At 73.9% G+C, this 20,286-nt stretch carries 19 protein-coding genes; 6 read left to right on the top strand and 13 right to left on the bottom strand.

Going from position 1 to position 20,286, the window contains the following annotated elements:
* Nucleotides 1-10: 10 nt before the first annotated feature.
* The 8 genes from ABZX40_RS31645 to ABZX40_RS31680 form a co-directional block, all read right to left on the bottom strand.
* A complete protein-coding gene (locus ABZX40_RS31645) occupies nucleotides 11-1,537 on the bottom strand; it encodes a helix-turn-helix domain-containing protein (RefSeq protein ID WP_355733587.1) in 1,527 nt (508 codons plus the stop codon).
* Nucleotides 1,534-2,643 carry a DUF917 domain-containing protein gene (locus ABZX40_RS31650; protein WP_355733584.1) on the bottom strand — a complete coding sequence of 370 codons (1,110 nt, stop codon included), beginning with the start codon at nucleotides 2,641-2,643 and terminating at the stop codon, nucleotides 1,534-1,536. Before ABZX40_RS31650 ends, ABZX40_RS31645 begins: the two co-directional genes overlap by 4 nt.
* A gap of 97 nt (nucleotides 2,644-2,740) precedes the next feature.
* Nucleotides 2,741-3,805 carry a DUF917 domain-containing protein gene (locus ABZX40_RS31655; protein ID WP_355733580.1) on the bottom strand — a complete coding sequence of 355 codons (1,065 nt, stop codon included), beginning with the start codon at nucleotides 3,803-3,805 and terminating at the stop codon, nucleotides 2,741-2,743.
* Nucleotides 3,798-5,411, bottom strand: coding sequence for a hydantoinase/oxoprolinase family protein (locus ABZX40_RS31660; RefSeq protein ID WP_355733577.1), 1,614 nt, complete (start codon nucleotides 5,409-5,411; stop codon nucleotides 3,798-3,800). Before ABZX40_RS31660 ends, ABZX40_RS31655 begins: the two co-directional genes overlap by 8 nt.
* Nucleotides 5,412-6,053: 642 nt before the next feature.
* Complete coding sequence (locus ABZX40_RS31665; protein ID WP_355733574.1) at nucleotides 6,054-8,060, bottom strand: hypothetical protein; 2,007 nt, start codon at nucleotides 8,058-8,060, stop codon at nucleotides 6,054-6,056.
* 70 nt (nucleotides 8,061-8,130) lie between these two features.
* Nucleotides 8,131-8,988, bottom strand: coding sequence for a class I SAM-dependent methyltransferase (locus ABZX40_RS31670; protein WP_355733572.1), 858 nt, complete (start codon nucleotides 8,986-8,988; stop codon nucleotides 8,131-8,133).
* Complete coding sequence (locus ABZX40_RS31675) at nucleotides 8,985-9,602, bottom strand: TetR/AcrR family transcriptional regulator (protein ID WP_355733569.1); 618 nt, start codon at nucleotides 9,600-9,602, stop codon at nucleotides 8,985-8,987. The genes ABZX40_RS31670 and ABZX40_RS31675 overlap by 4 nt, the downstream gene beginning before the upstream one ends.
* A gap of 49 nt (nucleotides 9,603-9,651) precedes the next feature.
* Nucleotides 9,652-10,551, bottom strand: a complete 900-nt coding sequence (locus ABZX40_RS31680; protein WP_355733566.1) for an SDR family NAD(P)-dependent oxidoreductase — start codon at nucleotides 10,549-10,551, stop codon at nucleotides 9,652-9,654.
* 264 nt (nucleotides 10,552-10,815) lie between these two features.
* Between ABZX40_RS31680 and ABZX40_RS31685 the strand changes: the two genes are divergently transcribed.
* The gene (locus ABZX40_RS31685) at nucleotides 10,816-12,030 is read left to right on the top strand and encodes a cytochrome P450 (RefSeq protein ID WP_355733563.1); all 1,215 of its coding nucleotides are present in this window, start codon (nucleotides 10,816-10,818) and stop codon (nucleotides 12,028-12,030) included.
* Between the two features lie 153 nt (nucleotides 12,031-12,183).
* Here ABZX40_RS31685 and ABZX40_RS31690 read toward each other — a convergent pair whose 3' ends face one another.
* The 5 genes from ABZX40_RS31690 to ABZX40_RS31710 form a co-directional block, all read right to left on the bottom strand.
* Nucleotides 12,184-12,780: a DUF6506 family protein gene (locus ABZX40_RS31690; protein ID WP_355733561.1), complete on the bottom strand. Its 597-nt coding sequence runs from the start codon at nucleotides 12,778-12,780 to the stop codon at nucleotides 12,184-12,186.
* A 286-nt stretch (nucleotides 12,781-13,066) separates the two neighbouring features.
* On the bottom strand, nucleotides 13,067-13,708 hold the full coding sequence (locus ABZX40_RS31695; protein ID WP_355733558.1) for a hypothetical protein: 642 nt from the start codon (nucleotides 13,706-13,708) through the stop codon (nucleotides 13,067-13,069).
* 8 nt (nucleotides 13,709-13,716) lie between these two features.
* Nucleotides 13,717-14,364: a hypothetical protein gene (locus ABZX40_RS31700; RefSeq protein ID WP_355733555.1), complete on the bottom strand. Its 648-nt coding sequence runs from the start codon at nucleotides 14,362-14,364 to the stop codon at nucleotides 13,717-13,719.
* Nucleotides 14,364-15,065, bottom strand: coding sequence for a hypothetical protein (locus ABZX40_RS31705; protein ID WP_355733552.1), 702 nt, complete (start codon nucleotides 15,063-15,065; stop codon nucleotides 14,364-14,366). Before ABZX40_RS31705 ends, ABZX40_RS31700 begins: the two co-directional genes overlap by 1 nt.
* 120 nt (nucleotides 15,066-15,185) lie before the next feature.
* A complete protein-coding gene (locus ABZX40_RS31710; RefSeq protein ID WP_355733549.1) occupies nucleotides 15,186-15,713 on the bottom strand; it encodes a hypothetical protein in 528 nt (175 codons plus the stop codon).
* A 150-nt stretch (nucleotides 15,714-15,863) separates the two neighbouring features.
* Here ABZX40_RS31710 and ABZX40_RS31715 point away from each other — a divergent pair, with 150 nt between their 5' ends.
* The 5 genes from ABZX40_RS31715 to ABZX40_RS31735 all read left to right on the top strand — a co-directional run bounded on the left by ABZX40_RS31715 (nucleotide 15,864) and on the right by ABZX40_RS31735 (nucleotide 20,281).
* Nucleotides 15,864-16,016: a hypothetical protein gene (locus ABZX40_RS31715; RefSeq protein WP_355733546.1), complete on the top strand. Its 153-nt coding sequence runs from the start codon at nucleotides 15,864-15,866 to the stop codon at nucleotides 16,014-16,016.
* 308 nt (nucleotides 16,017-16,324) lie between these two features.
* Nucleotides 16,325-16,855: a hypothetical protein gene (locus tag ABZX40_RS31720; protein ID WP_355733917.1), complete on the top strand. Its 531-nt coding sequence runs from the start codon at nucleotides 16,325-16,327 to the stop codon at nucleotides 16,853-16,855.
* Nucleotides 16,856-17,219: 364 nt separating this feature from the next.
* Nucleotides 17,220-17,360: a hypothetical protein gene (locus ABZX40_RS31725; protein WP_355733544.1), complete on the top strand. Its 141-nt coding sequence runs from the start codon at nucleotides 17,220-17,222 to the stop codon at nucleotides 17,358-17,360.
* 276 nt (nucleotides 17,361-17,636) lie between these two features.
* On the top strand, nucleotides 17,637-19,628 hold the full coding sequence (gene htpG / locus ABZX40_RS31730) for a molecular chaperone HtpG (RefSeq protein ID WP_355733541.1): 1,992 nt from the start codon (nucleotides 17,637-17,639) through the stop codon (nucleotides 19,626-19,628).
* A 113-nt stretch (nucleotides 19,629-19,741) separates the two neighbouring features.
* Nucleotides 19,742-20,281 carry a nuclear transport factor 2 family protein gene (locus tag ABZX40_RS31735; protein ID WP_355733538.1) on the top strand — a complete coding sequence of 180 codons (540 nt, stop codon included), beginning with the start codon at nucleotides 19,742-19,744 and terminating at the stop codon, nucleotides 20,279-20,281.
* The last annotated feature ends 5 nt before the right edge of the window (nucleotides 20,282-20,286 follow it).

The raw sequence follows: 20,286 nt of genomic DNA on the forward strand, positions 1-20,286 counted from the left end.
CCCAGGTGCCTCAGGGCCCGGTGTCCAGGGCCCGGCAGGCCAGTTGCAGCGCGAGGCGCCGGCTCGGATCGTCCAGGTCCACCCCGAGCAGCTCGCGTACCTGCCGGAGCCGGGTGCCGACCGTGTTGCGGTGGACGCCGAGGGCCTGCGCGGCGGACGTCACCGAACCGCCGCTCTCCAGGAACACCCGCAAGGTGGCCAGCAGAGCGGTGTGCTCGGGGCCCCGCAGCGGGGCCAGCGCCGATTCGGCGAAGGCGCGGGTGACCTCGGACTCCTGCCAGGTCGCCAGCAGCCGGGCGACACCGAGTTCGTCGGCGTGCTCCACGGCCGGACGGAACCCGTGGCTGCGGGCCAGCCCCGCCGCGTCCCGGGCCTCGGCGAGGGTCTTTGCGAGCCCGCCCGGCCCCGGGTGCGGACGGCCGATCCCGGCGACCGCCCCCCACTCGCGGGGCAGCGCCGTCACCGCCGTACGCACCGCCCTCAGCAGTTCGCGGGCGGCGGTGCCCGGGGGTTCGCGGTCGTCGCTGGTCCAGGCCGCCCAGCCGTCGCCGCGGTCCACCACGGCGACCGTCCGCACGCCCTGGGCGTCGAGGGCGGTGCCCAGCCGGGCCAGGACGTCGTCACGGCCCTGGGCGCCGCGCGGGTGGGCGGCGAGGAGATGGACGCCGACATGCCAGTCCGCGAGCCGCCAGCCCAGGGACAGCGCCGACTCGACCACCGACCGGCTCACCGAGTCCCGCCCGGCCAGCACCTCCGCCAGCAGCCGGGCCCGGAACGCGGCGTCCCGGTCGGCCCGCGCCCGCCGCCCGGCCAGCCACGCCCGGACGAACGGCTCCGTCATCGCGAGCCCCACCGCCACCGTCTCCCGGCGCTCCTCCCCGGCCGGACCCGGCAGCGCCCCGGCCAGCCAGGCGGCGGCCCGGGTGCCGTCCAGATCCTGCACGGGATGCACCAGCAGCCGCGCCGAGCGCTGCGCGACCGGCAGATCCAGCCGCAGTTCCGGCGGCAGCACCACCGGCTCACCGGTGATCGGGGTGCCGTCCGGGCCCAGCAGGGACAGCGGCAGCGCCAGCACCCGCCCGGCGGCGGCGAGGATCTCCAGCCCGGACCTGCGCGCCCCGAGCTGCCGCAGCAACTCCAGCACGGTCCGCGCCCGCTCCAGCTCGTACGCCCGGACCCGCACCGTCAGGGCGTGCAGCAGCCGGGGCGGATCGCCGTGCTCGACGCGCAGGACGGGGATCCGGAGCCGGTCGGCGAGCCGCAGGCTCGACAGCAGCGGCCGGGTCCGGTCCGCGGTGATCAGCAGCGCCGCCGCCCCGGCCTCCTGCGCCCGCCGGACCAGCGCGTCCAGCCGGTACGGCGGCGACACCGTGGCCTCCTCGCACACCACCAGATGCCCGGCCACCTCCTCCAGCCGCCCCGCGTACCAGCTGACATCGGTCACCGGCCGCGACAGACCCGCCCGCCCAGCGAGCACCACCGCGTCCGCGAGCCCCGGCTCCGCCAGCAGCTCCGCCACGCTCGCCCGGCCGCTCACCCCGCCCCCTCCCGGTCCGTGACCAGCCCGTACGCCGCCGGTCCCACCAGGCCGTCCGCCGTCCGGGGCCACCGTACGAGGGGCGGCAGCCGCAGCAGGGCCAGCTGCTGACCCGGCCTCAGCTGATCGCAGTGGACCGGGGCCCGCCCGGCCGGGTCGAGCGCGACGACGACCTCCGGGGTCGCCGCCACCGTACGGCCGTCCACGGCCACCGTCAGATACTCGTCCAGCAGATCCACCCGCAGCACGGCCCCCGACACCCGGTCCAGCAGGGTCGCGCTGCCCGGGACGGTCCCGTCGCGCGGCACGATCTCGTCCACCCGGCCCTGCCCGAGCAGCCGGGCGCCCAGCCGCGCGCACAGGGTGTCGACGGGCGCGTCCCGCGCCGCCAGGAAACCGGCCCCGAGCGTGACACAGCGGCCCAGCGAACCCGGGATGCCGTACGCCGTGAGGTCGGCGGCGGTGACGGCGTACAGGGCGATCGCGGCGGCTCCGCCCAGGGCCGCCGCGTTCGCCCGGACGATGCGCTCGGCCCTGCGGGCGGTGCAGCGGCGGACGACGACGGTGTCCCCGCCGGGCCCCACCACCGCGATCGGCTCCGCCGGGCGGCCGTGCAGGGCGAGGGTGGTCTGGAACAGGCGCGGGAAGGCACGGCCCATCAGATCGCCGTCGACGACCGGCAGTCCCAGATGCGCGGCGGCGAGCGGCGGGGTCAGCGCGTTCAGCCCGCCGATCTCGATCACCCCGACCGCCCCGGCCACGCCCCCGACCGTCTCCTCCACCGCCCGCAGGGCCCGTCCGAAGTCCTCGGCGGCGAAGAGCCGTTCCTCCAGCACATCCGGCGCCCCGATCAGCCCGACGTGCACGATCAGGGTGTCCGGGGGCAGCCCGTCCGCGCGCACCACGGGGACGCCGTCGCCGCCCCGCGCGTCCAGCGCGTGGCGCAGCAGCCGGGCCCCGGCGGACACGTTCCCGCCACCGCCGGAGCCCAGCAGGGCCGCCCCGGCGGCCAGCGCGGGCACCTCCCCGGCCGTCAGCCGCGCAAGGCCGCCCGGGTCCTCCGCCCTGCGGGCCGGGTCACGGCCGCCATCGTCCGTCCTGGTCACGCTCCGATCATGCAGGAGAGCGGTCACGACGGCACACAGGGAGGAGAACGGGGAGGACGGGGAGGACGGTCATACGGGCGCGGCCCCGGTCCGGTGCTCACACCGGCACATACGGGTGGTCGTAGCCGAAGTACGCCGGTCCGGCCAGGGCGAGGCCCTCCGGGCTGCGCCACCGTTCGTCGCAGGGGGCCGCGAGCACGCTCACCCGCATCCCGTAGCGCAGGCCCTCGGTGGTGACCGGGGTGCCGCTGTCGGTGTCGAGGACACAGATCAGGTCCGGGACGCTGACCACGACCTCGCCGTCCCGCCGGGCGACCAGGTTCTCGTTCTGGAACGACAGCTGAAGCCCGTGCCCCAGATCGGCGCCGAGCCCGTCGAACAGCGCCTCACCCCGTACGAACCCGCCCTCGGTGCGCCGCTGGACATCGGTGACCTTGCCGGTGAAGACCAGCCGCCCGCCCAGCACGGCCGCCGCCGCGTCCACCGGGTCGGTGTGCGCGTCGGCCGCCTCGCGGATCGCCCGGCCGAGCCGCTCGCACAGCGTCATGGTGCCCCGCACCAGATGCTCCTTGACCTGACGGCCGGTCAGTACGTACAGGCTGACGCCCGCGCTGCACCCCATCTCCACCGTCGCCGTCCGCGCCAGCCGCTCCGCCCAGCCGTTGTCGACGGCCCGCACACCGAGGGTGTTGCCGCGCTCGTCGGCGAGGGCCATGGGGGAGGCGAGGATCCCGCCGAGGGTGGGCAGCAGCATCTGGAGTTCGGGGAAGGCCCGGCCCATGCCGTCGGCGTCGATCAGCGGCAGCCCCAGCTCGGCGGCGGCGGTGATCGGGATCATCGAGTTCAGGCCGCCCGCCTCGATGGAGACGGTGTGGGTGGCGGGCCGGCCGATGAGCTCCTCCACCGCGCGCAGCGCGCTGGTCATCTCCGCCCCGGACGGCAGCTTCTCCACCAGCACGGTCGGCGCCCCCATGAACGCCGTCGGCACCACCACCGCGTCGTCCGGGACCTCGTCCACGTCGACCAGGCTCACCGGCCCATGGAGCCGTACCGCCTCCTGCGCGAGCAGCCGCCCCACATACGGGTCGCCCCCGCCGCCGGTGCCGAGGACGGCGGCGCCCCGGGCCATGTCCGGCAGCTCCCGGTCCGTGATCTCACGCATCGCCGTCTCCGTTCTCGTTCCGTCCGGTGAATCCGTTCCGCCCGCCGTCCGTGACCATCGCGCCGTCCAGGGCCAGGTCACCGACCGCCTTGACCCGGATGCGGGTCGCGTTGCCCGGGAGGTAGGCGAGGGGAACCTCCTCGATGTCCACGATCTCGACCGAGCCGGGCCGGGCACCGGCCGCGACCGCCCGGTCCACGGCCTCCTGCCGGGCCTCGTCCAGCACCGCCTGCCGCTGCCGTCCGGCCACCGAGAACACCCGGTCGACCTCCCCGCCGACCTGGGCGATGGCCGCGCCGATGGCATTGGCCACGGCGAAGTGCTCGGGCCGTACGACGCCGGAAGCGCCCGGCAGATCGTCCGGCACCAGGATGCTGCCGCCGCCCACCGCGACCACCGGCACCGGCTCCGCCGACACCCGCATCCGGTCCACGATCTCCGCCATCCGCTCGCCGACCCGGGCGAGGGCGTCCGCGACCAGCGCCGGGCTCAGATCCTTGACCAGGGACGCGTCCCCGATGTCGGCCCGTCCGGCGGCGACCGCGAGATCGGTGGCGGTGAGCCGGTCGCCGCCGAAGACCAGCGCCCGTTCGGTGAGCCGGTAGCCGACGCTCGCCGGACCGACCGTACGGCCGTCGCCGGAGACCTCGCTGCCGCCGCCGATCGCGACGGACAGGACGTCCGGCATCCGGAAGTTGGTCTGCACGCCCGCGACACTGACATCGGCCGACGCCTCGCGCGGGAAGCCCTGCTGGAGCACGCCCACATCGGTGGTGGTGCCGCCGACATCGACCACCGCGCAGGACAGCGACCCGGACAGGAAGGCCGCGCCGCGCATCGAGTTGGTGGGACCGGACGCGAAGGTGACCACCGGATAGCGGCGGGCGTACTCGATGTCCATCAGCGTGCCGTCGTTCTGGCTCAGGAACACCGGCGCGGTGATCCCGGCCTCCGCGACGGTCCGGGTGAGCCCACCGGCCACGGTGTCGGCGAGATCGCACAGCGCCGCGTTGATGACGGTCGCGTTCTCCCGGCCCAGCAGACCCATCCGGCCGATCTCGTGGGACAGGCTCACCGGGGCACCGGGCAACTGCTCCGCGATGATCCGGGCGGCGCGCAGCTCGAACTCGGCGTTCACCGGGGAGAACACCGACGACAGCGCGAACGAACGGGCCCCGCCCTCGACGGCCCGCTCCAGCACCGCCCGGAACTCGGCCTCGTCGAACGGCTCGATCTCGCTGCCGTCGTACTCGTGCCCGCCGTGGCAGAGATGGCTGTGCCCGCCGATGGCGGTGCGCAGCCGCTCCGGCCAGTCCACCAGCGGCGGCAGCGCGCGGGTGGCGGGCAGACCGAAGCGGATCGCGGCGGTGGGGGCGAGCCGGTCGCCCTCCACCAGCGCGTTGATGAAGTGGGTCGTCCCGATCATCACGGCGGCGACCTCGGCGGGGTCGAACCCGGTGGCGCCCCGCAGTCCGGCGAGGGCCTCGACGATGCCCCCGGTCACATCGGCCGTGGTGGCGGTCTTGATGGCACCGGCCACCCGGCCGTCGCGGATCACCACGGCGTCGGTATGGGTGCCGCCGACGTCGATCCCGATTCTGAGCATGGGCACGTCCTCTCGCCTGCTGCTGATGCGCACGCCGTCCGGTGTCCGGGACGACGGGAGGAGACCGACGGTAGGCGCGGCTGCGACCCAGGTCACTGGTCATCCCGACCTGCGCGGGCGCCTCCACTGGGCAGCATGCACAGCGGGGGCACCACGGAGTCGTCCCGACACGCACTGGTGGGTGGGGAGTCGCCGGGTGGGGGCATCGGGGTCGCGTTCTTGCGGGGCGGGAGCGGCTGGGTGGGGGCATCGGGGCCGTGGGGTGTCGGGATGACAGGCGTTCGCGGGGCGGGAGTGGCTGGGTGGGGTGGTTGGGGCCCGCGCCTTTGTGGGTGGGGAGTGGCTGGGTGGGGTGGTTGGGGCCCGCGCCTTTGTGGGTGGGAGTCGCAGGGCGGGGTCATCGGGGCCCGCGCTCTCGCGCTTCGGGAGTCGCAGGGCGGGGTCATCGGGGCCCGCGCCCTCGCGGGTGGGGAGTGGCTGGGTGGGGTACTTGGGGCCCGCGCCTTGTGGGTGGGGAGTCGCCGGGCGGGGCAATTGCGGCCCGCGCCCACGCGAGCGGCGAGTCGCCGGGCGATGGGGCATCGAGCCGCGGGGCTCGATGGGGCATCGAGCCCCGCGAGCCGCCCGGCACACCTCCGCCGCTCAGGAGCCGCCCGGTCCCGCCACCGGCGCAAGGTCCTCCCCGGTGCTCAGCCGGGCCCGGACCTCCACCTCGGCGTCCTCGTCCGCGCGTTCGGCCAGGGTGGGGCCCTCGCGGGTGGCGGTGACCTCCCCGGTGATCTCGATACCGGTGACCTCCCGGCTGCCCGCCGCCAGCAGATAGGACGTACCGGACGCCGGGGCCCGCCAGCCGGTGGCGGCCACCAGATGCTGCCCGAACCGCCCGCACGCCGCCGTGGGCCCCGCCCGGCCCACCACCCGCGCCGGGTCGGCGCTCCCGGCCTCGGCCGGGGCCTTGAACTCCACCGCCACCTCACCCGGACCCCGCCAGGTCGAGGCCCGCCGGCACGACCACACCGCCCGCCCCGCGCCCTCGGGCAGCTCCTGCTCGGCGAAGTCCCACGCGTTCACCGCACGCACCCCCCGCCCGCGCAGCTCCGCCAGCCGGCAGGCACTGCGCGCCCAACTGGCCAGCGCCCGCGCGCTGAGCGCCTCCCGGGGCTGACGGGCCGGGTCCCCGGACGACGGCGGCGGGGTGTAGCCGAGGTGGACGGGGCTGGGATCGCCGAGATCGGTGACGAGGAACGCGTGCTTCTCGACGATGAGATCGGAGGAACGTAACTGGAGGACGGGCCAGCTGCCGCACGCGCCCCCGCCGGAGGGCACCGGCACCGGTACGGGCGCGGTCAGCCCGCCCTCCGACGCCAGCGGCCGGGTCGCCGCGCCGGGCCGCAGCAGATCACGCGTGCCGGACTCCGCGATCCACGGGGCCAGCAGATAGCGCGTCCCGTCCGGACGCCGGGTCACCGCGACGGCCGCCGCGGTCGTCACATCGGCGTCGTCCGCCCGCGCGAAGTCCAGCGCCGTCGCCCCGTCCCGCTCGCCGTAGCGGACCAGGCGCTGGCCGTCGTGGAACAGCACCACCGTCTCCCCGTCGACCTCGCCCGCGTAGAGCAACTGCGGGACCGGTCCCGGGCCGGTGGTGGACGTGCCCGGCGCGGCGGTGACCGGGACCTCGCGCGGGGGGTCCGCCCAGACCGCCAGGGCCCGCGCCAGCAGCCCCTGGTCACCGATCCGTTCACCCCGGACGGGCCAGACCGTGAAATCGACCCGCGCGGTGTCCGACCAGACGTCGGAGGCGACCCGCACCAGTTCGTCCGCCGTCACCGCACCGGTCGGCGCCACCGGCGTGACCCGCCCGGCCCCGCCCCCGGTGTCGACCGCGACCAGCGTCCCGGCCGCGGCCACCACCAGGGCCGCGCCCAGCCCGGCCAGCCGGAACCGGCGCCGCCTGCGCAGCAGATCGGTCGGCCGCAACTGCACCGTGCAGGCGTCGAACTCCCGCGAGAGCAGCAGCGCCCCCGCCCCCTCACCGGCCTCGGCTTCCACGGCGTAGGAGGCCCGTACCGCGTCCCCCGGGGCGTCGGCGCCCGCCTCCCGCAGCAGCGCCTCCGCGTCCGGATCCGCCAGCCCCTCCAGCCGCCGCAGCACGAACGCCGCCCGCCCGGCCGCCGGAGCCTGGGCCATGGCCTGCGCGAGAGCCACCTCCTCCACCGAACCGGCCCGGGGGAAGAGCCGCAGCCCCCACACCACCGGCAGCAGGGTCCGCAGCGCGGCGGGCGGCGGCACGGGCCGGGGCCAGACCCGAGGACGCCGGTCGTACGACAGCGCCGCGCGCAGCACCCGCACCCGCAGCCAGGTCGCCGGCCGGTCGCCCCGCGCCGACCCGCGCGGGGCGGGCACCGGGGCCGGACCGCCGCGGGTGCCGCGGCCGGGCAGCGCGCGCTGCACCAGCCCGTGCGCCACCAGGACCCGGCGGTGCCGGGTGAGGGACGGGGGAAGGGTCAGATAGGCCAGGACGACGAGCCGGGTGTACTGCTCGACCAGCGCCGCCTCGGCCTCGTCGAGACCGATACGGACGTGCTCACCGCCGTCGGTGACGGTGTCCGGGTCGGCGGGCTGGTCGGTGCTGCGGCGGGAGGTGGACATCTCGGTACTGCCCCCAAGGGCTGAAGGTGAGGGTCACGTCCCTACGTCAAACGAGTGAATCATGGGATGGTCACCGAGCCGCCCCGAGCGTCCGCGACACCGCCAGTTCGACCAGGTACCGCTTGGTGACCCGCCCTCCGTACCGCCCGTCGATCAGCCGCGCGACACACTCCAGCAGCCCGCGCCGGGCGTCCTCCGGCAGGGCCCGGTGCCCCGAGTAGGTGCGCAGCAGTTCCACGTACCGCTCGGTGGTGTAGTCGATCTCCGGCTCATGGCGGCGGACGACGGTCGGCCCGAACCGCCCGCTGCGGGCCACCTCCGCCGCGTGCCCGGCCATGTCGTACGCCTCGGCCCCGGCGGGCCGCAGCCCCGGCGGCGTGGCCGGATCGAAACGCTCGTAGCAGCTCTGCACCTCGACGAAGAACTCCTCGGTACCACCCCGCACATGCTGCGTCCGTACGACGGCCAGGGCGCCGCCCGCCCGCAGCACGTCGGCCGCCCGGGTCACCCGGACCGCCGGGTCGAGCCAGTGGAAGGAGGTGGCCGCGAGCACCATGTCGAACGGCTCCTCCGGCGGCGTCCAGGTCTCGAAGTCCGCCGTCACCACCTCGGCGTCCGCCACCCCGGCCAGCTTCCGCCGCGCCACGGCAGCCATCCGGGCGCCCGCCTCGACGGCCACGATCCGGCAGCCCCGCCGGGCCAGCGCCACGGTCGCCTGCCCGGTGCCGCAGCCCACCTCCAGCACCCTGCTGCCGGGCCCGGCGCCCGCCACCTCGGCGAGATCGTCGTACAGCGCGTCGGGATACCCGGGCCGGGCCCGGTCGTACAACTCGGCGTCCTCGTCGAAGATCCGCCCGAGCCGGGCCCGCCGGGACTCCTCGGGACGGTCGTCGCGGGGTGCGGGGGAGGGGGGCCGGTCGCGTGTCATGGGGGGCAGGGTAGTGGGGCCGATCCGAGGCGGTGGTCGACCGGCCCGGGTCGGTCGCGCACCCCGTCCAGCAGGACGGCGAGATACCGCCGGGCGGTCTCCACGCGGTCCTCCGCCCCGCCGTGCACCTGAGCGGCGTACGCGATCCCGCACATCAGCGGCACCAGGTCCTCCCCGGTCAGATCGGACCGTACGGCACCGGCCTCCCGCGCGCGGGTGAGGAGCAGGTCGCCCACCGACCACAGGGAGCGCTTGAGTTCGCCGGTGCGCGGCAGGGCGTCCGTGGCGGCGGCGGTCACCGCGGCGAGGGTGGTGTCGGAGACCTGTGCCTCGATCGTGCGGGTCAGGAAGACGGCGAGTGCGCGGCCGGGGTCGTCGTCGGCGAGGGCCTCGTGCCCGCTCGCGGTGAGCGACTCCAGGCAGGGTGTGGCGAGGGTCTCCAGCAGCGCGTCGGCGGTGGGGAAGTGCCGGTAGACGGTGCCGACGCCGAGTCCGGCCCGGCGTGCCACGTCGTTGAGCTGGAGCGGCGTTCCCTCGTCGACGAGCGCGCGGGCGACGGCGACGATCCGCTCCCAGTTCCGGGCGGCGTCCTTGCGCAGGGGGGTGGTCGACATGGGGCGAGCCTATCCGGATGGCTCATCCGGATGGGTTTGTGCGGGCGGCTCATCGGGATGCCTTGTCGGGGCCGGGTGCGAGGTGCTCGCTCAGTCGGCGGACGGCACCGGCGATCCGGGGATCGGTCGCCGCGCGGAACGGGGTGACCGGCCGGGCGTCGGGCCCGATCACGATCCCGGTGCGCCCGGTCAGCGAACCGTCCGTCGCGGCGAACACCGAGGACCGCGCGGCCTCCGCGGCCGGGCCCGACGTGGACCGCTCGAACCTGCGGCGCACCAGCGGCCACAGCAGCCGCAGCCCCGGCGACACGATCCTCGGGTCGCGCAGGGTGCCGTCGGTCATCTCGGTCGCCGCCCCGCCCGGATCGGCCGCGAAGACGGCGATGCCGGTGCCGTCCAAGCGCCGGGCGAGGTCGAGGGTGTGGGCGAGGTGGGCGAGCTTGGCGCGGCCGTACCAGTGGAAGCCGTAGTAACCGCCCGGCGGTTCGGCCCCGTCGAAGACGCGCCGGGCGGTGACGACCGCGCCAGAGGTGACGTTGACGACGCGGCTCGGCGCCCCGGCGCGCAGCGCGGGCAGCAGCGACTCGGTGAGGAGGTAGGGCGAGAGATGGTTGACGGCGAAGGACGCCTCGATGCCGTCGACGGTCTCCCGGCGCTCGGGGAACATCGCGCCGACGTTGTTCACCAGTACGCTCAGCGGCCCGTCGGCGGCGACCCGCGCGGCGAGCGCGCGGACCGCGTCCAGGGAGGCGAGATCGGCGGCCAGGAACCGCGCGGTACCGGCCGGTTCCCCGGCCTCGATCCGCTCGACCGCGCGGGCGCCCCGCCCGGCGTCGCGGCCGACCATCGTCACCGCGTATCCCGCGCGGGCCAGGCCCCGCGCGGTCTCGAACCCGATACCGCCCGTTGCCGCCGTGACCAGTGCCCTGTGCTGCGCATACCGCCCCATCGCACACCTGTTCCTTGTTTGGATCGCCCGCCCGCTCGCCGGTTCGGTTCGGCGCGACTTGAAGCGGATAGGTAATCCGTTTCTCGCTCGCGCGTCACCGTAGCAGATGCGGATGGAGTATCCGTTTCACCGTCTCCGGGCGCCCCGGAGGTGGTGAAACGACGGTGGGAGCGCGGGCGGCTGCTCCCGCGCGCCGGTACCCGCGGGGATGAGCTGGTCGGACACTTGACGACAACTGTGCCCGTCCGTGTCCCGAGGAGCCTGATGCCGTCCCAAGACCCGCCGGTGCTCACCTGCCCCTTCGACTTCAGCGAGGCGCTGGACTACGACCCCACCCTCGCCGACCTGGCCGACAGCGGCCCGGTCAGCCGTATCCGGCTGCCGTACGGGGAGGCCGGGGCCTGGCTGGTGACCAGCTTCGCCGGGGTGCGTCAGGTGACCTGCGACCCGCGGTTCAGCCGGGCGGCGATCGTGGGGCGGGACTATCCGCGGATGACGCCGGAGCCGATCGTCTCCCCGGAGTCGGTCAATGTCGCCGACCCGCCGCACGCGACCCGGCTGCGGCAGACGGCGGCCGTCGCCTTCACCCGGGACCGGGTGGCCGCGATGCGCCCCGCGGTGGAACGGGTGGTGGCCGAGCTGCTCACCGAGATGGCGGCGGCCGGACCGCCCGTGGACCTGGTGGCCCGACTGGCGGTGCCCCTACCGCATCTGACGATCTGCGAACTGCTGGACGTGCCCGAGGCCGACCGCGACGAACTGCGCGACCAGACCCTGAGGCTGCTGTCCACCGACCCCGAGTCCCGCAAGCACGCCGCGGGCGCCAAGGCCCAACTGCGTTCCTACTTCGCCGCGCTGGTCCCGGAGCGGCGCCGGGCGCCCGGCACGGACCTGCTGAGCGTGATGGCCACCGCCGCCGCGCCGGAGGGCCAGGAACCGCTGAGTGACGACGAGTTGGCGGTACTGGCCGTCACCCTGATCCTCAGCGGCAACGACACGGCCACCTGCCAGATCGCCGACATCGCCTACCTCCTGCTCACCCGCCCCGCCGAACACGCCGCCCTCACCCGCGACCCGGCCCGCATCCCGGCGGCGCTGGAGGAACTCCTGCGCTACATCCCGTTCCGCAAGGGCGTCGGCATCCCCCGGATCGCCCTGGAGGACACCCGGGTCGAAGGCACCCTGATCCGCGCCGGGGACTACGTCCATGTCTCCTACCTGGCCGCCAACCGCGACCCGGCCGTCTTCCCCGACCCGCACGACCTCGACCTGGACCGGCCGGGCCGCCCCCATATGACGTTCGGCTGGGGCGGCCACCACTGCGTGGCGGCCCCACTGGCCCGCGCCGAACTCGACATCGCCATCACGGGCCTGCTGACCCGCTTCCCCGGCCTCCGCCTCGCCACCACCCCCGCCGACATCACCTGGGACACCAAGACCATCCGCCGCTGGCCACTGAGCCTGCCGGTGACGTGGTGAGGCCGGGGGAGGGGGATGTCCTCGGATACCCGGGCGGCTGAGCCCGCCCGGCGCGGGCCCGTACGTGCCGGAGCCCGCACTGTTGTCAGGGCTTTGCGCCAGCCCACGCACCCGATGGCCTGCCGGGCGTTGCGGAGATGGGGCCGGTACGTCCTACGCGGCCACCGCCACCCCCACCGGCACCCGTTCCCCCACCGCGCCGATCACCGCCGCCACCGACTCCGCGTCCCAGTCGCCGTACACCTCGATCAGCTGGACCGCGTCCGCGAACTCCGCGGCGACCGCTGCGCCAGACGCCGGGTCCGGTACGGCGACGTACGTCGAGGTGCTGGTGCCCAGGACCCGGACGAACCGGTCCTCGGCCGGGTCGGCGCCCGGCTGGATGTAGAGGAACAGGGCCGCCAGGGGCTCGCCCGCGAACGCGGCCCGCTTGAAGTCGGCCACATCGAGCAGGGACTCGAAGCCGTACATCACGGTCCGCACCCGCGCCCGGCCCCGTACCGCAGCCTCCACCGCGGCCGTCCACACATACCCCGTCGCCCCGCACAACTCGACCGAGGTCACCCCCCGGTCCACATACTCGGCCGCGAGCGCCGCCGCGGTGGCGGGGTCAGGGGCGGTGAGAATGTGGGTGGCGGAACCCTCGGGGCCCGTACGGACCGGAGCCGGGCCGGAACCGCCCCGCTCCCCGGGCTCGTCGGACTCCCCGGACCCCTCGCCCCGGAAGATGATGGCTCTGTCCCCGCTCATGGTTCCGCCTCCTGAATCCGGCCACACCGTCGGTCGAGCCCCATCATGCGTGACCCCGGCCCGCCCGGACCACCCGGACGGAACATCGTCTCCGCCCGGGGGCCGCTCCCACCGGACCACGAGAACCCGCGTCTCCGGCCGGACCGAGGGGTCGTCTTCGAACTCCTCGCTCTCTCCGCGCCCTCGCTCGCCTTCCGGGTGCCGCTCGGCCATGAAGCCCTGTTCCGTGCCCACTTCACCCGGGTCGCCGCACTCGGCGACCGCCGGGGGCGCGGGTCGGCGGTGGTCAGCGCGCGTCCCCCGGGTCGGGGACCGGGTAGGCGGTCACGGCCAGGTCCCGGAACGCCCTCGCCGACAGCGTGAGCCCGAACCGGCGCTCCACAAAGGCCACGCTCTGCTGCCACGCCGTGCCGTACCGGCCGTCCGGGGGCGGGATCCGGGTGGCGCCGTCCGGGGTCAGCAGACCCGCCGCGACGAGATCGGGCACCGGCAGATCGCGCAGCGCGCGCCGGGTTCCGTAGCGGCGGTCCTCCGCCGTCAGCCCGTACCCGTACAGGACGGCGCCGTCGCGCGCGTGGCTGAAGTCGGCGGGCTCGGCCGACGGGTCCGCCCCGGGCGGCTCGTACCGTACGGCCTCACCGCCGTCGCGGGACGCCTCCGCCAGCCGGGCGCGGCCCCGCGCGTCGCCGTACTCGACCGCGAAGGCCCAGCCGTTGTGCTCGCCGACCCGGATCAGCCCGTCCCGGAACCCGCCCGGCCGGTACCACTCGCCCAGCAGCGGCTCCACCTCGTCCTCCACGACCCCTTCCCGTGCCGAGGAGAGATCCGCGCCGAGGCGGGCGGCCAGTCGGACGGGGGAGAGGGGGCGGGCGAACACCAGAGGGGAGTGCAGGCCGTCGGGGTCCTCGGGTCCGGTGCTGCCGCTCACACTCGCCATCACGGGTGGCCAGGGGCGGCATCGGCGCGGTCGGTCTGCCGGAAGAGCGGCTCACCCCGGTGCAGACGCGCGGCGACCCGCGCGTACTCCGGGCGGCCCAGGGTGGGGAGTCTGCCGCGCCGGGCGCGCTCCTCACCGTCCTCGTACACCTCGGGGACGAGGAGATCACGGGCCGCGCGGAGCTGCTTCCGGGTCGGCTCGTAGGCGTCGATCTCCACGCCGAGCGTGCCCCGGCGGTAGTCGGAGAACTTGTCGTCCAGGATCAGGGCCCGCGCATGGACGGCACCGGCGACCTCGAAGGTGAAGTCGTTGTAGTACCCGTAGACCAGACCGTCCGCGCGCAGATCGCCGCCGACGTACAGCGCCCCCGAGGACAGCAGATCCCGCACCACGAGATCACCGAGGACCACGAGCATGCCGAGCCTGGAGACATCGTCGTCCAGAAAGCCGTCGACCGTCAGATCGCCCTCCACGACCAGCGCGATGTCCAGTTCGGTGTCGCCGGGCAGCCGCAGATCACCGGGGTGGTGGCGCCAGCCGTGGTCGTGCCGGAGGAAGTCGGCGATCTGGCCGCCGGTACGGTCCGCCACGCGCGCGGGGTCGGTCAGCGGGCCGAACCCGGCCGGCCAGGTGGACAGGGTCAGCATCAGGCACCGCCGTTCGCAGGGCCGTCCACCGCTTCGGGGTGGAGCCGGGAGTGGAGCCGGGTGAACTCGAAGGGGTACTCCACACAGGATTCCCCGGCGAAGACCTGCACCGCGTGCCGGCGCATCCGGGGACCATAGGTGCGATGGTGGACGAGGTCGCTGTAGGTCTCGTACTCGCCGAGGTCGGCGAGACCGGCGGTGTCGGCCACATAGACATCGAAGCCCGGGTACATCAGCCCCAGATAGGGCATGTCGTCCAGGTCCAGGGCCAGGATCGGGTACTCGCCCTGGTCGTCGGGCTCGGTGACGGCGAGGATCCGGCGGGAGTCGGACCCGCCCGGCAGCAGAAAGCACTCGGGCAGGTGCCCGGACAGCCAGGCGAAGACCTCGCCCCACCAGTCGCCCATCTCGTCGCCGATCAACTCATCGACCGGCCGGGGCGCGAGGTCACCGTCCTCGGTGAACCAGCCGTGCCGCTCCAGCAGACTCATGTCGTACGCCATCCAGGCCCGCAGGCTCGGCGACAGCGGGCGCCCGGAGGGGAACACGGTCCGCGCCAGATCCCCGGCGGGCATCGGCCGCGCGGTGCCGCCCTCCACCCAGGGGACCTCCTGATACGACAGGGCGCTCGCCCCGGGATCGCGGCGCACCGTCTCCGCGACATGCGCTATGACCCGTTCGGTCAGCGGCACTCCGTGCATGGACGCACCTTTCATCGGACTCATCGGACTCATCGGGCCCATCGGCCTCGCCGGGCATATGTGACTCATCGGCTTACCTGCTCATCGGCTCATCGATGTCTTGGGGGTGGGGGGGTCGGCTCAGGGGAGGAAGGGGCCGACCCAGGCCGAGAAGCGGCGCCCGAACTCGGCCTGGGCCGACGCGACGACCGCGTCCGGGTCCCGCGCGGGCGGCAGCCCGAAATTCTGGTCGAGCCAGGCCAGATAGGTGTCGTGCCCGTCGGAGTGCGGGTCGTCCTCGTCGCGGTGGAAGTAGCTGCTGTCCCAGTCGACGCGTATCTCGGCGTCGAAGCCGATGAGCTGGAACAGCTCCCGCAGATGCCGAGCCACCACATGCTGTCCGCCCTCGTCGCCGAAGACCACGATGGGCAGGGTGGCAAGGTCGGGGCGGTCGTCCAGCCGCCACAGCGCGTAGAACGACCCTCCGGCGGTGGCCTGCGCGAAGGGCACCAGCCGCGCTGTGAACTCCGGGTCGTCCGACCAGCCCGCGACCAGCCCGGACATGTCCCCGTACTCCGTGAGCCCGAATCCGTCGCCGAAACCGCCGTAGCCGAGGGAGTCCTGGAGATCCTTGAGCAGATTGAGTTCCGCGACGGGTGAGTAGGGCATGTGGGGCTCCGGAGATGGGGAGGGGCGGGCGGTGCCGGGGCGCGCGATGCGCCACGAGTGACGATGAGGCGAATGCTAGAGGCAGCCACTGACAATGCCCCGGCGGGGCGTTGCTCCGCCCGGACCGGCACTCAGCCGAGGAGCTCGGTGATGGCCCGCCGGGAGGGTGTGCACCTCCATCTGGGTGAGGCGACGGAGCAGACCCAAGCTGGGCGGGTGCTGGACGGACTGGCTCTGCGCGACCGGGCGCACGCCGTCGTGTTCGCCCCCGGTCAGGGCCTGGTGGGACCGGACGGTCGGTGAAGTCGCCGACGAGGGGCGGGTGTTGTGCGATGCCGTAGTGCCCGCCTGAGTACGCGCCCCCTTCTATCACAGCGCACCGTCCGTTTCTCCGGATGGAGTCAATACCCCTGAACCGCCCTACCCCATGTCATCGGAGGTCTACTGTCGGTGAACGCGATCCGCGGACACCCGCGACTCCTGCGATACCTGCCACACCCGCGATACCTGCGACCACCCGCGACTTCCGCGACAGAAAGGTATGGATTCCCGTGCCCTCATCACCCTGCGACCCCGCGTACGCACCGGCCGGCGACGTGGGCGCGGCGCTCATGATGATCGACTCCCAGCTCAAGGCCATCTACGACGGCAAGAGCGGCAGCGACCCCGAACAGCAGGCGCTGGTGGCCCAGGTCACGGCGTCGATGGGGGCCAGGGGAGCCGATGATGTCCTGGACGGTGTGTGCTCGATCATCTATGTCTTTATGAAGTGGCTGCGGATGGCGCACGAGGCCCAGGGCAAGGATGTCATCGAGTATGTGGTGCCCTCGCTTGTCACCTCCATGACGATGATGCGCCGCAGTGTCAGCCCCGAGGCGATCCCCACCATGGCCGGACTGCTCATCGCGGCCGGGACGGGCCTGAGCCCGAGCCTGTGGCGCCGGCAGTACGGCGACTGGACGAAGACGGAGATGACTCCCCTGGAGGCCACGGCCGTTCTGCTGGCCGAGCACATCAACCACCTCACCGACGACCGCGACTTCGCCACCCGCCTGATCACCCAGGCCCTGGCGGACGCGGACGGAGACGGAGACGGGGACGATGACGATGTGTACCGGGACTTCGACGAGGACGAGGAGTAGGACCGAGGGGGGCGGAGAGCGCCGAGGGGGACCTCCTCGTCCTGCGGCGCACCCCCTACTGGCCCGGCAGCCCCTGGGGTGAGGACCCGGCCGAGGGCTGGGCGGAGGTCAACGGCGAGCGGGACGGCGACCGGCATGCCTGGTAGGTGTGGCACGGGCCGGACCGGCCGGGACCTGACCCTGACCCTGACCGCCGACCGCTACGCCCGGGTGTCCGGCGACGGCCACCGCCCTCCCGGCCGACCGGCGCTTCTTCGCCGAGCTCACGGACACCCCCTTCGGCGAACCGGCCCTGGAGAGCACCGGCACCGGGCCCCGCACGGCGGAACTGACCATCACCGCACCGGGCGCCCACGCCCACCTGGTGCACACCCTCACCCCGGCCCCCGGTGTCCGCTTCGACCGCAACCATCTCGACCTACGGGCCGCTGACATGGCGAGGACCGGGGTCACGGGTATGCCGGAGGGCGTCGTCGACCCCGCCGCCATCGAGGTCCGGGCCTGACAGCCGGCGAAGCGACAGGTGTACCTGGGGGCGCGGCGCCACCTCAGCTCCCCGCCCCCGCCCTCGCCCCCAACCCGGTGCCACCCCACCTCCCCGGACGGCGAGATCCGCGTCGTGGACGGCGACGACCGGGGCCTCCTCGCCGGTGCCACCGGCCATCACACCGGCCCGGAGTGGCCGGATCCGGGCTCGTCCACGGCCCCGTCGATCTACAGTGACAGGACCAGTACTGTCGGTGTACGTCCTATCAGTTGACCAGTGAGGTACTCGCGAACCATGGCGACCGAAACGTTTGAGTTCCAGGTGGAGGCACGTCAGCTCCTCCATCTGATGATCCACTCCATCTACTCGAACAAGGATGTCTTCCTGCGGGAGCTGGTCTCCAACGCGTCCGACGCCCTGGACAAGCTACGGCTCGCGGCCCTGCGCGACGACAGCCTCGGCGCCGACATCTCCGACCTCCACATCGAACTCGACCTCGACCGCGACGCCCGCACCCTCACCGTGCGGGACAACGGCATCGGCATGTCGTACGAGGAGGTCACCCGGCTCATCGGGACCATCGCCCACTCCGGCACCGCCGCGTTCCTCAAGGAGCTGCGGGAGGCGCAGGACGCGGCGGGCGCCGACGGGCTGATCGGCCAGTTCGGCGTCGGCTTCTACTCGTCGTTCATGGTGGCCGACGAGGTCACCCTCCTCACCCGCAAGGCCGGTGAGACCAAGGGCACCCGCTGGACGTCCCGGGGGGAGGGCACGTACACCCTGGAGGCCGTGGACGAGGCGCCGCAGGGCACCTCGGTGACCCTGCATGTCAAGCCGGCCGATCCCGAGGACCAGTTGGGCGACTTCACCGAGCCCTGGAAGGTCCGGGAGACCATCAAGCGCTACTCGGACTTCATCACCTGGCCGATCCGGCTCGTCCCGCCCCGGCCGGAGGGCGGCGCGGAGCCGGAGAGCGAGCCCGGGACCGAGTCCGAGTCCGAGTCCGGATCCGAGTCCGAGTCCGGATCCGAGTCCGGGACCGAGCCGCGGTCCGAGCCCGTCGCGGAGACCCTCAACTCGATGAAGGCGCTGTGGGCCCGCCCGCGCGGCGAGGTGTCGGACGACGAGTACCACGAGCTGTACAAGCACATCAGCCACGACTGGCGCGAACCCCTGGAGACCGTCCGCCTTCAGGCCGAGGGCACCTTCGAGTACCAGGCGCTCCTCTACATCCCCTCCCACGCCCCGCACGACCTGTTCACCCAGGGCCACCAGCGCGGCGTCCAGCTCTATGTGAAGCGCGTCTTCATCATGGACGACTGCGAGGAACTGCTCCCGCCCTACCTCCGGTTCGTCAAGGGCGTGGTCGACGCCCAGGACCTCTCGCTGAACGTCTCCCGCGAGATCCTCCAGCAGGACCGCCACATCCTGATGATGCAGCGGCGCCTGACGAAGAAGATCCTCTCCACGGTGAAGGACCTGCGGACCTCGGCGCCCGACCGGTACGCCGCCTTCTGGCGGGAGTTCGGCGCGGTCCTCAAGGAGGGCCTGATCACCGACTCCGGCAACCGTGACGCCCTCCTCGCCGCGTCCTCCTTCGCCACCACCCACGACCCCGAGGAGCCCACCTCGCTCGCCGCCTACGCGGAGCGGATGCAGGAGGGCCAGACCGACATCTACTACCTCACCGGCGACTCCCGCACCGCCCTGGAGAACAGCCCCCACATGGAGGCGTTCCGCGCCAAGGGCATCGAGGTGCTCCTCCTCACCGACCCGGTCGACGAGGTATGGGTCGACGCGGTGGGGGAGTACGACGGCAAGGGGCTCCGCTCGGTCGCCAAGGGCGAGATCGACCTCGGCACGGGCGAGGACGGCGAGGCGGCCGACGAGGGCAAGGAGAAGCGCGACGAGGAGTACGCGGCGCTGCTCACCTGGATGACCGGGCGGCTCGCCGAGGAGGTCAAGGAGGTCCGCCTCTCCACCCGCCTCACCGTCTCCCCGGCCTGCGTGGTCTCCGAGTCGGACGGGATGACGCCCGCTCTGGAGAACCTGTACCGGTCCATGGGCCAGGACATCCCCACCGCCAAGCGCATCCTGGAGCTGAACCCCGGTCACCCCCTGGTGAAGTCCCTCAACGACGCCCACACCCAGCGCCCCGAGGACCCCGCCCTCCCCGAGACCGCGGAACTCCTCCACACCCTCGCCGTCCTCGCGGAGGGCGGCCGGCCGGCCGAGCCCGCCCGCTTCGTGAAACTGATCGCGGACCGGCTCGAACGCACCCTGTAGCCCCGGCACCACGGGCGTCTTTCCCTCGTCCTTCTCCCGTCTTTCCCCCGGTTTTCGCCGCCCCGCGCCAGGCTCGCTCCCGGAAACCGGATGGCGAAGACCTGGGAGGACGAGTGGAACGGACCCCCGACCGGAGGCGTCCGCTGCGCGGCGCCGCCGTGACCGGCCTGGTCACCGGCGTCGCCGCGGCGGGCGCACTGCTCCCCGCACCGGCCGCGGCCGTCGTCGCGCGCCGCCGCGACGACCGGGTGCTGAGGGTCGCGAACGCGGCGATGGACGCCTTCGACAACGGCTGGCGCACGGGCGACTGGCAGCCGTTCCTGGCGCTGCTGACGGACGACTTCAGCTTCTGGTTCCCCGACCACCCGGCCCGCGGCCGGTTCGAGGGAACCACCGGCAGACGGACCGTCGCCGACTGGACCGCCTTCCACGCGGCCCACGGCAACCACGTCTCCGGCACCCGCCGCCGCGCCACCCCGGCCGGCGACCGGGTCTTCTACGAGTACGAGTCCGTCGGCACCTCGGTCGGCACCGCCGCGTACCGCAACTGGGAACTGATCGTGGTGACCGTACGCGGCGAACGGCTCAGCGCCCTGCACGAGTACTGGGGCGACGCCCGCCCGGTCGCCGGGGGAGCGTCGGGCGCCCCCTGACCGGG

This window comes from Streptomyces sp. NPDC004610, from assembly GCF_040609715.1.
Classification (GTDB): Bacteria; Actinomycetota; Actinomycetes; order Streptomycetales; family Streptomycetaceae; genus Streptomyces.

Coding starts and splice junctions, on each gene's coding strand:
- ABZX40_RS31655 (WP_355733580.1), bottom strand. CDS start 3,805: ATGCGTGAGATCACGGACCGGGAGCTGCCGGACATGGCCCGGGGCGCC.
- ABZX40_RS31660 (WP_355733577.1), bottom strand. CDS start 5,411: ATGCTCAGAATCGGGATCGACGTCGGCGGCACCCATACCGACGCCGTG.
- ABZX40_RS31665 (WP_355733574.1), bottom strand. CDS start 8,060: ATGTCCACCTCCCGCCGCAGCACCGACCAGCCCGCCGACCCGGACACC.
- ABZX40_RS31670 (WP_355733572.1), bottom strand. CDS start 8,988: ATGACACGCGACCGGCCCCCCTCCCCCGCACCCCGCGACGACCGTCCC.
- ABZX40_RS31675 (WP_355733569.1), bottom strand. CDS start 9,602: ATGTCGACCACCCCCCTGCGCAAGGACGCCGCCCGGAACTGGGAGCGG.
- ABZX40_RS31680 (WP_355733566.1), bottom strand. CDS start 10,551: ATGGGGCGGTATGCGCAGCACAGGGCACTGGTCACGGCGGCAACGGGC.
- ABZX40_RS31685 (WP_355733563.1), top strand. CDS start 10,816: ATGCCGTCCCAAGACCCGCCGGTGCTCACCTGCCCCTTCGACTTCAGC.
- ABZX40_RS31690 (WP_355733561.1), bottom strand. CDS start 12,780: ATGAGCGGGGACAGAGCCATCATCTTCCGGGGCGAGGGGTCCGGGGAG.
- ABZX40_RS31700 (WP_355733555.1), bottom strand. CDS start 14,364: ATGCTGACCCTGTCCACCTGGCCGGCCGGGTTCGGCCCGCTGACCGAC.
- ABZX40_RS31705 (WP_355733552.1), bottom strand. CDS start 15,065: ATGCACGGAGTGCCGCTGACCGAACGGGTCATAGCGCATGTCGCGGAG.
- ABZX40_RS31710 (WP_355733549.1), bottom strand. CDS start 15,713: ATGCCCTACTCACCCGTCGCGGAACTCAATCTGCTCAAGGATCTCCAG.
- ABZX40_RS31715 (WP_355733546.1), top strand. CDS start 15,864: ATGGCCCGCCGGGAGGGTGTGCACCTCCATCTGGGTGAGGCGACGGAG.
- ABZX40_RS31720 (WP_355733917.1), top strand. CDS start 16,325: ATGATGATCGACTCCCAGCTCAAGGCCATCTACGACGGCAAGAGCGGC.
- htpG (WP_355733541.1), top strand. CDS start 17,637: ATGGCGACCGAAACGTTTGAGTTCCAGGTGGAGGCACGTCAGCTCCTC.